Genomic DNA, 12,114 nt, shown 5'->3' with positions numbered 1-12,114 from the left:
CATGCCGGTGGTAGTTCAGGGTGGAGTTACGCTCGGGCGGTGCCACGCCTCTCTGACTCCCACCGCGCCTGGATCGACGAAGCCGTACGCCGCGTCGAGGCCGACGCGCAGCGCTCCGCCGACACCCATCTGCACGCCGTGCCGCTGCCGGGCTGTCCGGGCATCGACCTCTACCTGAAGGACGAGTCCGTCCATCCCACCGGCTCGCTCAAGCACCGGCTCGCCCGCTCCCTGTTCCTCTACGCGATCTGCAACGGCTGGCTGCACGAGGGCGCAACGGTGGTCGAGGCGTCGAGCGGGTCGACCGCGGTCTCCGAGGCGTACTTCTCCCGGCTTCTCGGGCTCCCGTTCGTCGCGGTGATGCCGCGCTCGACGTCGAAGGAGAAGGTGGCGCTGATCGAGTGGTACGGCGGCACCTGCCACTTCGTCGACCGCGCCCCCGACATGTACGCCGAGGCCGAGCGCCTCGCCCGCGAGTGCGGCGGCCACTACATGGATCAGTTCACCTACGCCGAGCGGGCCACCGACTGGCGCGGCAACAACAACATCGCCGAGTCGATCTTCGACCAGATGTCGCAGGAGCGTCACCCGGTGCCGACCTGGATCGTCGTCTCGGCCGGCACCGGCGGCACCTCGGCGACGATCGGCCGCTACCTCCACTACCGCCGCCACTCGACGAAGCTGATGGTCGCCGACCCGGAGAACTCCGCGTTCTACGGCGGCTGGGAGATGGACACCTCCGACTACGCCACCGGGATGCCGTCGCGCATCGAGGGGATCGGGCGGCCGCGGGTCGAGCCGTCCTTCGTCGGCGGGGTCGTCGACGACATGGTCCGGGTCCCCGACGCCGCCTCGATCGCCACCATGCGCTGGCTCTCGGCCCGGATGGGCCGCGCGGTCGGCCCCTCGACGGGCACCAACGTGTGGGCATCGCTGGGTGTCGTACGCGAGATGGTGGAGACCGGCGCGCAGGGCAGCGTCGTCTCGCTGCTGTGCGACTCCGGGGAGCGCTACCGGTCGTCCTACTACGACGACGGCTGGGTGAGCGAGAAGGGCATCGACCTGACGCCGTACGCCGCGGCTCTCGCCGACTACGAGCGCACCGGCGTCCTCGTAGACCCCTCCTGACGGGCCCATCGCCTCAGACCCAGGGTGATCAACGCCCAGATCCCGGCGATCAGCAGGATCTCGTTGAGGATGTAGACCGGCCACGGGCCGAGCACGTCGAGCAGCGACCCCGACGCCGGCTTGTAGCGGAGGTAGCCGTAGTTGGCGTCGAGGATCAGGTTGAGGACGTACGCCACCGCGGCCCACACCGCGGTGGTCGCGACCCCCCAGCCGTAGTCGCGCCAGCGTGGCAGCAGCTTGAGCCCGAAGACCAGGTAGACGGCGGCGAGCACGACCATCAGGTGCATGGCCCAGAAGGTGATGTAGCTGACCTCCGGGAAGTCCCGTACGTCCGGGGTGAGCACGCCCTGCGTGGTCAGCGTCAGTCCCCAGAAGCAGGTCAGCGCCGTCGGGTAGGGGCGGTGCGTCCACAGCGCCACCGCGGCCGCCATCCACGCCAGGTCGCACAGATGGATCGGCAGATCGATGAATAGATCGAAGTCGGTGACCCACTCGTGGGCCTGCAGCGGGATCGTCGTGAGCGGGATCGCGAGGGCGAACGCCCGAGAGAATCTCGACGGATTCTCGTCCCTCCGCTGCCGCCTGCCCAGCCAGACCACGGCCACGATCCCCGCTGTGAGCAGGGACAACGGCACCAGATGGGTCAGACCGTAAGCCTGCATATCGAAAGTCTGACGGGATTCCCGAAAAAATTCTTCCCAACCCGCGTCATGGGTCCGCGGGTGGCCCGTTTCATCGGCGAGAAGGTCGTCCGCCGGTGGGGGGCGGACGACCTTCCAACACCGAGGTTGGTGGCTGATCCGGGGGGATTCACCAGCCGGGTGGAGGTCCCTCTGAATGCACACTGCGGGGGTGGTGTGCAATCAGAGGGACGCCTCGCTTTTCAGACCGTTCCGGTCACCGCGGTCGCGTAGAGCTCCTCGTCGTGATGGATCTCCGCGACCAGCCCCTGCTCCCGCATCAGCCTCGCGGTGACGGGCGCCTGCTCCTGACCGGACTCGATGACGAGTACGCCGCCGGGTGTCAGATGCTTCGGCGCCTGCTCGATCACGCGTCGCTGCACGTCGAGCCCGTCCGCGCCCCCGTCGAGAGCCACGTGGTGCTCGTGGTCGCGCGCCTCGGGCGGCATGTTGCGGATCTCGGCGCTCGGCACATAGGGAGCGTTGGCCACGATCACGTCGAACTCGAGGCCGTCCGGGAGCGGGTCGTAGAGGTCGCCGAGGAGCACGCGGTCCGGCGGCAGGTTCTCTCGGGCACAGGCGACGGCGGCGGGGTCGATGTCGGTGGCCCAGATCTCCGCGGCCGGGACCCGGGCCGCAACCGCGGCGCCCAGAGCCCCGGTCCCGCAGCCGAGGTCGAGAACCCGCCTGACGGCGCCTCGCCCGGCAGCCCGGACGGCGAGATCGACCATCAGCGCGGAGCGCTGCCGCGGCACGAACACCCCGGGCGCGACCCGTATCCGGAGCCCGCAGAACTCGGCCCAGCCCAGGATGAGCTCCAGCGGCTCACCGGCCACGCGGCGTACGACCATCGCCTCTCGCTCCTGCGACGAGACGGGTTCGGCTTCGAGGAGGGCCGCCTCGTCCTCGGCGAAGACGCAGCCGGCGGCGCGGAGGCGGGCGACGAGACCCGGGTCGGGTGTTGTGGAGGTCATTGGGACAAGATTGGCACGTGGACGCCGTCACTCTGATCGCATTTATCGTGGCCGGCTACGCCGCATTCGTGACGATCGCGGCCGTCCTCGGGGTGGTGCTGAGAGCGCCCCGACCGAAGTGGCTGGATCAGATCAGCTGGATGCTGGAGGTCCTGGCGGTCGTGCTCGCGCTGGGCGCGCTGGCGAGCTGGTCGGCGGGGCGCAAGCCGGAGTCGCTGTCGACCTTCCTGGGCTACGTGGGGGCGCTGGTGTGCCTGATGCCGCTGGCCCTGCAGACGATGCGCGGGGACCGCTCGACCTGGTCCTCGGGGGTGATCGCGGCGGCCGCCCTGGCGACCGGGGTCGTGGCCGTACGCGTCATGATGGTCCGGTGACCGAGACCTCGCCCGCCAAGACCCGATCCGGTCCGCACCTGGTGCTGCTGACCGTCTACGCGATCTTCGTGCTCGCCGCGGGCGCCCGGTCGCTGGTGCAGGTCCTCACCCGCTTCGACGAGGCCCCGATCGCCTACTCGCTCTCGGTGGTCGCGGCGGCGACGTACGTCGCGGGCTGGTTCGCGATCCGCAGCGCGGCCAACGGGTCGGCGGGCTTCGCGAAGGTCATGCTCTGGATCGAGCTGGCCGGCGTGGTCGTCGTCGGTGTCCTGTCGCTGGTCGTGCCGTCCTGGTTCCCGGACGACTCGGTATGGTCGAAGTTCGGGATCGGATACGGATTCGTTCCCGCCCTGCTGCCGATCCTGGGTCTGCTCTGGCTCTGGAGAGGACGACCCGAAGGAGCCCGATGAGCCAGACGAGTCAGTCGACAGCCACCGCCATCTCGCCTGACTCGGGGGAGCACTGGTCCGCTCCCGGCGCGTGGACGGTCGCCCACGGCGTGCACCGGATCCCGCTGCCGCTGCCGATGGACGGGCTCAAGGCGGTCAACATCTACGTCCTCGAGGGCTCCGACGGGCTCTCGCTGGTCGATGGTGGCTGGGCGATCACCGAGGGTCGCTCCGCCTTGGAGAACGGGCTGAAGAAGCTCGGCTTCGAGTTCGGCGACATCCGACGGTTCCTGGTCACCCACGTGCACCGCGACCACTACACGCTCGCCTCGGTGCTGGGTGAGGAGTTCGGCGCCGAGGTGCTGCTCGGGGCCGGCGAACGGCCCACCCTCGAGCTCACCAACGGCGACCTCGACGGCTGGATCTCGACCGACCGCCTCCTGGCTCACGCCGGCGCACCCGAGCTGGCCGAGAAGTGGGCCGCGAACCCGCCTCCGCTGCCCGATCTCTCGCACTGGCGGATGCCCTCGCAGTGGCTGGAAGGGGACGTACGCCTGGACGTGGCCGGCCGCGACGTCGACGCCGTGCACACCCCGGGCCACACCCAGGGTCATTACGTCTACGCCGACCTGGCCGGCTCGGTCCTGTTCGCCGGCGACCACGTGCTGCCCACGATCACCCCGTCGATCGGCTTCGAGCCGGTCCCGGTCATCGACCCGCTCGGCGACTTCATGGCGTCGCTGACGAAGGTCCGGTCCCTTCCTGACCTGCGGCTTCTGCCCGCCCACGGTCCGGTCGCGACCTCGTCGCACGCGCGTGTCGACGAGCTCCTCGCCCACCACGAGGACCGGCTCGCCCAGTCGCTGGCCTCCTTGCGAGCCGGCCGACGCTCGGCGCTCGAGGTCGCAGGCGACCTCGGCTGGACCCGCCACGAGCGCGCCTTCGCCGAGCTCGACTACTTCAACGCCGGCCTCGCCGTCATGGAGACCAAGGCCCACCTCGAGCTGCTGGTCGCTCGGGGGCTCGCCACCCGGCAGGAGACCGAGGCGAGCGTGCTCTTCGCCCCGGTCGACACGGTCAGCGCCTGAGCCGCATCGGGGTGTGCGGGATGCCGTCCTCGAGGAACTCCTCGCCGTCCTTCACGAACCCGAACTTGGCGTACCAGCCGGCCAGCGGCGACTGAGCGTCCAGCACGATGTCGCGGTCGGTGACGGCCTCGACGGCGGCCCGCATGATCACGTCCGCCAGGCCCTTGCCGCGGTGGGCGGGGGCGAGGACGACGCGGCCGATCCGCCACTCGTCACCGTCGTCGAGGATGCGGGCGGTGCCGGCGAGCTCGTCGTCCTCGGTCAGCACCACATGACGCGTCCCCGGCTCGAGGTCACGGCCGTCCAGGTCGAGGTACGGGCAGTCCTGCTCGACGACGAAGACCTCCTGGCGCAGCTGCCACAGGGCGTACGCGGTCTTCGGGGTGAGGTCGTCGAAGGACGAGATGGAGACGTCGGTCATGGGTGGATTCTCGCAAGCAAGTAGTGTTGCCGGGAACAGACAGGGGAGGCCGAGAGGCCTGAGAGTGCGGCGAGCAGCGCCGCAGACCCTCCGAACCTGCTCCGGTTGACACCGGCGAAGGGAGTCAGAATGCGTACGCGTACGCCTGCCATCACTGCCACCGCGATCGCTGCGGTCTCCGCGCTGCTGCTGACCGCGTGCGGGGGCGGCACGCCCGCCGAGCCGGACGCGGAGAAGTCGAGTAGTGCTGACGACAAGAGCGTCGTGCTGCTGACCCACGACAGCTTCACGCTGCCGAAGGAGGTGCTGGCCGAGTTCACCGAGAAGACCGGCTACACCGCCGAGATCCGGCACGCGGGCGACGGTGGCGAGCTGACCACCAAGATCGCCATGGACACCGGCAATCCCGACGGCGACGCGGTCTTCGGCGTCGACAACACCTTCGCCAGCCGGGCGATCGACCAGGGTGCGCTGGAGGCCTACACGCCTTCCGAGATCCCCGAGGGTGTCTCCGACTTCGACCTTCCGGGCGACGAGGAGCACTTCCTCACCCCCGTCGACAACGGCAGCGTGTGCGTCAACATCGACACCGAGTGGTTCGCGGCCAAGAAGCTGACCCCGCCGGAGTCGCTCGACGACCTGGCCGAGCCTGCGTACAAGGACCTCTTCGTGGCCCCTGGCGCGGCGACCTCGACCCCGGGGATGGCGTTCCTGCTGGCGACCGTCGCCGAGTACGGCGAGGACGGCTGGGCCGACTACTGGGGCAAGCTGATGGACAACGGCACCAAGGTCGTCGACGGCTGGGACCAGGCCTACTACTCCGACTTCACCCAGGGCGGCGGGAAGGGTACGCGGCCGATCGTCGTCTCCTACGACTCCTCGCCGGCGTTCACCGTCAAGGACGGGAAGACCACGACCAAGGCCCTGCTCGACACCTGCTTCCGCCAGGTCGAGTACGCCGGCGTGCTGAAGGGCGCCGACCACCCCGAGGGTGCCAAGGCGCTGATCGACTTCATGCTCTCCGACAGCGTGCAGGGGGCGCTGCCGGAGAGCATGTACGTGTTCCCCGTCTCCTCCCGCGTCGAGCTGCCGGCCGACTGGGCGAAGTTCGCCCAGCAGCCGACCTCGCCGCTCTCCGTCGAGCCTGAGGAGATCGAGGAGAACCGGGAGGCGTGGCTGGCGACCTGGAGTGACACGATCGCGCAGTGAGCTCCACCCGTCGCGTAGGGACACTCGTTGCGCTCGCCGCCCTCCCGGTGGCGGTGCTGGCGGTCTTCTTCGTCCTGCCTGTCACGGGGATGGTGCAGCGCGGGCTGTTCTTCGACGGATCCTTCGACCCGTCGGTGGTCCTGCGGGTGCTGGAGCGCTCGGAGATCCAGCGGGCGCTCTGGTTCACGCTGTGGTCCTCGGGGCTGGCGACCGTGCTGAGCGTCGCGCTGGGGCTGCCGGCCGCGTTCGCGCTCCATCGGCTGGCGTTCCCGCTGCAGCGAGTGATCCGTGCCGGGCTGCTGGTGCCGTTCGTGCTCCCCACCGTCGTCGTCGGCGTCGCCTTCCGTGAGCTCATCGGCGAGGCCGGGCTGCTGGCTCCGCTCGGGCTGGACGGGACGCCGACGGCGATCATCCTCGGTCTCGTCTTCTTCAACGCCTCGGTCGTGATCCGCGCGGTCGGGGCGGCCTGGGAGTCGCTCGACCCGCGTCCGGGTGAGGCTGCCGCCGCTCTCGGGGCGTCGCCTTCGCGGGTCCTGTGGACGATCACCCTGCCCGCGTTGCGGCCCGCGATCGTCTCCGCGGCCTCGGTGGTCTTCCTCTTCTGCGCCACCGCGTTCGGGATCGTGCTCACCCTCGGCGGAGTGCGCTACAACAGCATCGAGACCGAGATCTACAAGCTCACCTTCACCCTGTTCGACCTGCCCGGCGCCGCGGTGCTTTCGGTGCTCCAGCTGGTGGTCGTGGTCGGGCTGCTGGTCGTGGCCGGTCGGCTGCGCTCGGTGCCGGATCCGGCGCAGTCCCGGGTCGTCGTACGCCGCCGCCGGGTGTCGCTGCGGGACCTCCCGGTCCTGCTGTCGACGTCGGTGCTCGTCCTGCTGGTGGCCGGGCCGCTGCTGGCCCTGCTGCTCGGCTCGCTGCGGGTCGACGACCGGTGGAGCCTCGGCAACTACGTCGCCCTACAGACCCCCGGGTTCGACCCGCCGCTTCCGGTGCCGGTCACGACCGCGCTGATGACGTCCCTGGCGGTCGCCGTGCAGGCCTCCGCGGTCGCGCTCGTGCTCGGGCTGCTGGTGGCCTTCGCGGTGACCCGTCGGTCGCGGACCCGGGCCGAGCGTCGGGTGCGCGCAGTGCTCGACGGGCTGTTCATGGTGCCGCTCGGGGTCAGCGCCGTCACGCTCGGACTCGGGCTCTATCTGACCCTCGGTTCGGGCGCTCTCGACTTCCGGGACGAGCCGTGGCTGGTACCGCTGGCCCAGGCTCTGGTCGCGTTGCCGCTGGTGGTGAGGACGTTGGTGCCGGTCCTGGGGTCGGTCGACGACCGGTTGCGGCAGGCCGCCGCCGGGCTCGGGGCCGGGCCGCTGCGTACGGTCATGACGGTCGACGTACCCGCCGTCTGGAAGCCTCTCTTCGCCTCCTCCGGCTTCGCCTTCGCGGCCTCGCTGGGGGAGTTCGGCGCGACCTCCTTCCTCGTCCGCGAGGAGCGTCCGACGCTGCCGGTCGTCATCCTCCGGCTGCTGTCCCGCCCGGGGTCCGACAACTACGGCATGGCCCTCGCCGCCGCCTGCGTCCTCGCCGCCGCCACCGCGGTCGTGATGCTCCTCGTCGAGCGTCTCCGCGTACCTTCGATCGGAGCACTGTGAACCAGGAGCGAGGTGGCGATGCTGTCGCTGCGTGAGGTGTCGGTGGCGTACGACGGGAAGGGTGCCGTCGAGGACGTCAGTCTGGAGCTGGCGGACGGCGAGGTGCTGGCGCTGCTCGGGCCGTCGGGGTCCGGGAAGTCGACGCTGCTGCGGGCGGTGGCCGGGCTCGAGCCGGCGACGGGCGAGATCGGCTGGGACGGACGGTCGGTGCGCGGGGTGCCTACGCACAAGCGTGGGTTCGCGCTGATGTTCCAGGACGGGCAGCTGTTCCCGCACCTCAGCGTGGCGGGCAACGTCGCCTACTCGATGCGGCTGCGTCGGATCCCGGCAGCGGACCGGGAGCAGCGGGTCGCCGACCTGCTGGAGCTCGTCGGCCTCGGTGGCTATCAGAACCGCCTCCCGGGCACCCTGAGCGGCGGCGAGCGGCAGCGGGTCGCGCTCGCGCGGGCGCTGGCGGTCGAGCCGCGGCTGCTGCTCCTCGACGAACCGCTCTCCGCGCTCGACGCCGGTCTGCGGGAGCGCCTCGCGGGCGACCTGCGACGGATCCTTCACCAGGCCGGCACCACCGCGCTCATGGTCACCCACGACCAGGAGGAGGCCTTCGCGGTGGCCGACCGGATCGCGCTGCTGCGCGACGGTCGCCTCGTCCAGGAAGGCACGCTGCGGGAGGTGTGGGCGAAGCCCGTCGACACCTGGGCGGCGCTGTTCCTGGGGTACGCCCGGGTGCTCGAGGGCCGAGCGGCACGGACCGTTCTGAAGGCCGCCGGGCTGAGCCCGGCCGACGCGGTGGCGCTCCGCCGATCCGCCTTCGCCGCCGACCCTGCCGGACCGCTCATCGGCAGCGTGATCTCGGCCAGGGCCACCCCGGAACAGCACCGGCTCGTCGTACGTCTCGAGGACGTCGGCGAGGTCGATGCCGTCGCCGACTCGGCGCCGGCGCCGGGAGAGTCGGTCAGGCTGCGGGTCGAGCCGAACCGTCTGGCTGTACCAGAATCTGTTGTTCCCGAATCGTGCATCCAGGAATCGGCGGAGCAGCCACCCGCCATTTAAACTAAGCGGCTATGTATCGCCGCGCTCAGATCTTCCTCGTCAGTAGCGCGCTGATCTTCGGCCTGATCGCAGTCGTTACCGCACAGATCGTCGACAAGCGCATGCTCGACCCGGAGGGCTTCCTCGGACCGTCCTGGCTCCGGCTGCCCCTCCTCGTCGGTGCTGCCCTCCTCGTCGACCTGGTGCCACGCACGCTGTGGCTGGCGAAGTTCAAGTGGAAGGACATGGGCCCGATCTTCAAGGAGCGGGTCCGCACCCACTGGACGCGCGAGCGACTGACGCTCGTGGCGATGGGCATCGTCTGCTTCTACCTGGTCTACGTCTGCTACCGGAACCTCAAGTCGTTCCTGCCGTTCGTCGTGCCGGAGACCTACGAGTTCGACCACGAGCTGCACCTGATCGACAAGGCGGTGCTCTTCGGCTCCGACCCGGCGATCCTGCTCCACGACCTGCTCGGCACCGGCTGGGTGGCGTGGTTCCTCTCCTACATCTACATGTGGTTCCTGCCGCTGGTGCCGTTCGCGGTCGCCGCGTGGCTGGTGTGGTCGCGCAACCTGGCCTACGGCTACTGGTTCGTCGCCTCGCAGTGCATCGCCTGGATCCTCGGCACCGTGTCCTACTACTGCCTGCCGACCGTCGGTCCGGGCCTGCAGTACCCCTACCTCTACGCCGACCTGCCGGACACCCCCGCGAGCAGCCTGATGGAGTCGCTGGTCTTCACCCGGCAGCACGTCCTCTTCGACGTCGACGCCAACGTGGTGCAGTCGGTCGGTGGGTTCGCCTCGCTCCACTGCGGCATCACCCTGCTGGTGGCGCTGATGATCCATGCCACGATCGAGAACAAGATCGCCCGCTGGGCCGGCTGGATCAACTTCGGGATCACCGTCGTCGCGACCGTCTACTTCGGCTGGCACTACCTCGCCGACGACATCGCGGGCTGCATGATCGCGCTCGTCGCCTACTACTTCGGTGGGCTCGCCGCCGGCCAGAAGTTCCAGCGCAAGGGCGTGCGGCGGCTCGTCGCGGAGTCCGACGAGATCGCCGGACGCGAGGCGAAGGTCGCGCACGAGCTGACCTGATCCGGACCTGATCGGGCCTAGTCTGGTGGCGTGACCGCCATCGATGCAGCCTCACTGACCGCACTTCTCGACGGGCGATACGCGGGAGTCCGGGAAGACGTACGCACGTCCCTGATCGAGCGCGCCGACTTCCTCGACGAGGTCGAGGAGCTGCCCCGGCCGGAATACCGCGAACGGGTCCGCGAGATGCTCCTCGACGTCTCCGCGACGGGACTGACCGGGCTCGGGTTCCCGAAGGAGTACGGCGGGGGCGGCGACGTCGGCGCCTCGATCGCCGCCTTCGAGGAGATGGCCGGCGGAGACCTGTCGCTGCTGGTGAAGTCGGGGGTGCAGTTCGGTCTCTTCGGAGGCGCGATCCTGCAGCTCGGTACCGCGCGCCACCACGACGCCTACCTGGAGGATGTGGTGGCCGGGCGTCTGCTGGGCTGCTTCGCGATGACCGAGCACGGCCACGGCTCCAACGTGGCCGCGGTGGCGACCGTGGCCACCTATGACCCGGCCACGCAGGAGTTCGTCATCGAGACGACCCGGGAGGATGCGTACAAGGACTACATCGGCAACGCCGCCTGTCACGGCGAGCTCGCCGTGGTCTTCGCGCAGCTCGTCGTCGGCGGCGAGGAGCGCGGGGTGCATGCCTTCGTGGTGCCGATCCGGGTCGACGGCGCTCCTGCTCCAGGGGTGCGGATCGCGGACGACGGGCCCAAGATGGGGCTCAACGGCGTCGACAACGGACGGCTGTGGTTCTCGGGCGTGCGGGTGCCGCGTACGTCTCTGCTCAACCGCTTCGCCGACGTCACCGAGGCCGGCGAGTACGTCTCGGAGATCGAGTCCGCGGGGCGGCGCTTCTTCACCATGCTCGGCACGCTCGTCCAAGGCCGGGTCTCGGTCGGCGGGGCCGCGATCCGGGCCTCGGAGGTCGCGCTGACGATCGCGGTCCGCTACGCGCTGCGGCGGCGGCAGTTCGAGGCGTCCGCGGATGCCGAGGAGTCGCTGCTCCTCGACTACGGCCAGCACCAGCGCCGGCTCATGCCGCTGGTCGCGCGGACCTACGCGCTGCGCTTCGCGCAGGAGGTCGTACGCGACGACCTGCACGACGTCTTCTCCGGCGTGACGACCTCGGAGCATGCCCGGCGCGAGCTCGAGTCGCGGGCCGCCGGCACCAAGGCGCTGGCGACCTGGCATGCGACCCGGACCATCCAGGAGTGCCGCGAGGCGTGCGGCGGCGCGGGCTACCTGGCCGCCAACCGGTTCGGGGCGCTCAAGGCCGACACGGACGTCTTCACGACCTTCGAGGGTGACAACACCGTCCTGCTGCAGCTGGTCGCGAAGGGGCTGCTCACCGGCTACTCCAGCGAGTTCGAGGAGATGGACCAGCTCGACCTCGTACGCTTCGTCGCCGGCCTCGCCGTCGAGACCGTCCTGGAGCGCACCGCCGTGCACAAGCTGCTCGAACGGGTCCGCGACGTCGTGCCGATTGCCGGTGAGCGCGAGCCCGACATCCTCGACGCCGACTACCACCTGGCGATGCTGCGCTTCCGCGAGGAGCACATGCTCGCCGGCGTCGCCCGGCGTCTGCAGTCCGGCATGAAGGCAGGGGGAGAGCCCGGAGCGGTGTTCTCGACCGTGCAGGACCACGTCATCGGCGTCGCCCGCGCGCACGTCGAGCGGCTCATCCACGAGGCGTTCCGGGAGAAGGTCCGCGGGCTGCCGTCGGGGCCTGTCCGGGAGGTCCTGGACGTCCTCTGCGACCTCAGCGCCCTCTCGGTCATCGAGGCCGACCGCGCGTGGTTCATGGAGCACGGCCGGCTCTCCTCGGAGCGCTCCAAGGCCATCACCGCCGAGGTCAACCGCCTCTGCCGCGACCTCCGCCCCCACGCCCGGCTGCTCGTCGACGGCTTCGGGGTGCCGGAGGAGCTGCTGCGGGCGGAGGATCTGATCGGCTGAGGGCGGCGGGGGGGGATGCTCACCGAGGTAACTCGGTGAGGTGTCACTGACTTCGTGGAGTTCCGTGAAGGAAGTAGTTGCTCACCGAGGTACCTCGGTGAGCATTCGCCGGCGGATCATGCGACACATGGGCCGCTG

Annotated in this window: 12 protein-coding genes and 1 riboswitch; of the genes, 9 read left to right on the top strand and 3 right to left on the bottom strand. The window is 70.1% G+C overall.

Annotated features, from left to right (window positions below; genetic code table 11):
- Positions 1-39: 39 nt before the first annotated feature.
- Positions 40-1,128 carry an L-cysteine desulfhydrase Cds1 gene (gene cds1, locus G5C66_RS02945; protein WP_165109466.1) on the top strand — a complete coding sequence of 363 codons (1,089 nt, stop codon included), beginning with the start codon at positions 40-42 and terminating at the stop codon, positions 1,126-1,128.
- Here the strand turns inward: cds1 and G5C66_RS02940 are convergent.
- Positions 1,092-1,790, bottom strand: coding sequence for a YwaF family protein (locus G5C66_RS02940; protein ID WP_165109465.1), 699 nt, complete (start codon positions 1,788-1,790; stop codon positions 1,092-1,094). The genes cds1 and G5C66_RS02940 overlap by 37 nt on opposite strands.
- Before the next feature lie 221 nt (positions 1,791-2,011).
- Positions 2,012-2,782, bottom strand: coding sequence for a putative protein N(5)-glutamine methyltransferase (locus tag G5C66_RS02935; protein WP_165109464.1), 771 nt, complete (start codon positions 2,780-2,782; stop codon positions 2,012-2,014).
- 17 nt (positions 2,783-2,799) lie between these two features.
- Between G5C66_RS02935 and G5C66_RS02930 the strand changes: the two genes are divergently transcribed.
- Genes G5C66_RS02930 through G5C66_RS02920 form a run of 3 tightly spaced genes read left to right on the top strand, consistent with a single transcriptional unit; the run spans position 2,800 to position 4,633 of the window.
- Complete coding sequence (locus G5C66_RS02930) at positions 2,800-3,156, top strand: hypothetical protein (protein WP_165109463.1); 357 nt, start codon at positions 2,800-2,802, stop codon at positions 3,154-3,156.
- The gene (locus G5C66_RS02925; RefSeq protein ID WP_165109462.1) at positions 3,153-3,566 is read left to right on the top strand and encodes a hypothetical protein; all 414 of its coding nucleotides are present in this window, start codon (positions 3,153-3,155) and stop codon (positions 3,564-3,566) included. The genes G5C66_RS02930 and G5C66_RS02925 overlap by 4 nt, the downstream gene beginning before the upstream one ends.
- On the top strand, positions 3,563-4,633 hold the full coding sequence (locus tag G5C66_RS02920) for an MBL fold metallo-hydrolase (RefSeq protein ID WP_165109461.1): 1,071 nt from the start codon (positions 3,563-3,565) through the stop codon (positions 4,631-4,633). The genes G5C66_RS02925 and G5C66_RS02920 overlap by 4 nt, the downstream gene beginning before the upstream one ends.
- On the opposite strand, the gene G5C66_RS02915 is transcribed toward G5C66_RS02920, so the two are convergent.
- A complete protein-coding gene (locus tag G5C66_RS02915; protein ID WP_165109460.1) occupies positions 4,623-5,054 on the bottom strand; it encodes a GNAT family N-acetyltransferase in 432 nt (143 codons plus the stop codon). The genes G5C66_RS02920 and G5C66_RS02915 overlap by 11 nt on opposite strands.
- Positions 5,055-5,085: 31 nt before the next feature.
- A riboswitch (TPP riboswitch) is annotated at positions 5,086-5,194 on the top strand.
- Between G5C66_RS02915 and G5C66_RS02910 the strand changes: the two genes are divergently transcribed.
- The 5 genes from G5C66_RS02910 to G5C66_RS02890 all read left to right on the top strand — a co-directional run bounded on the left by G5C66_RS02910 (position 5,184) and on the right by G5C66_RS02890 (position 11,976).
- On the top strand, positions 5,184-6,263 hold the full coding sequence (locus G5C66_RS02910; protein WP_165109459.1) for a thiamine ABC transporter substrate-binding protein: 1,080 nt from the start codon (positions 5,184-5,186) through the stop codon (positions 6,261-6,263). It overlaps the preceding riboswitch by 11 nt.
- Positions 6,260-7,903 carry an ABC transporter permease subunit gene (locus G5C66_RS26365; protein WP_165109458.1) on the top strand — a complete coding sequence of 548 codons (1,644 nt, stop codon included), beginning with the start codon at positions 6,260-6,262 and terminating at the stop codon, positions 7,901-7,903. Before G5C66_RS02910 ends, G5C66_RS26365 begins: the two co-directional genes overlap by 4 nt.
- Positions 7,904-7,921: 18 nt before the next feature.
- Positions 7,922-8,953 (top strand): ABC transporter ATP-binding protein, encoded by a 1,032-nt coding sequence (locus tag G5C66_RS02900; RefSeq protein WP_165109457.1) that lies wholly within the window; start codon positions 7,922-7,924, stop codon positions 8,951-8,953.
- An 11-nt stretch (positions 8,954-8,964) separates the two neighbouring features.
- Complete coding sequence (locus G5C66_RS02895) at positions 8,965-10,032, top strand: phosphatase PAP2 family protein (protein ID WP_165109456.1); 1,068 nt, start codon at positions 8,965-8,967, stop codon at positions 10,030-10,032.
- A gap of 30 nt (positions 10,033-10,062) precedes the next feature.
- Complete coding sequence (locus G5C66_RS02890) at positions 10,063-11,976, top strand: acyl-CoA dehydrogenase family protein (protein WP_165109455.1); 1,914 nt, start codon at positions 10,063-10,065, stop codon at positions 11,974-11,976.
- Positions 11,977-12,114 lie beyond the last annotated feature (138 nt).

It is taken from the genome of Nocardioides turkmenicus (genome assembly GCF_011045035.1).
In the GTDB taxonomy this organism is placed as follows: Bacteria; Actinomycetota; Actinomycetes; order Propionibacteriales; family Nocardioidaceae; genus Nocardioides; species Nocardioides turkmenicus.
This window is presented reverse-complemented; position numbering and strand designations above follow the sequence as displayed.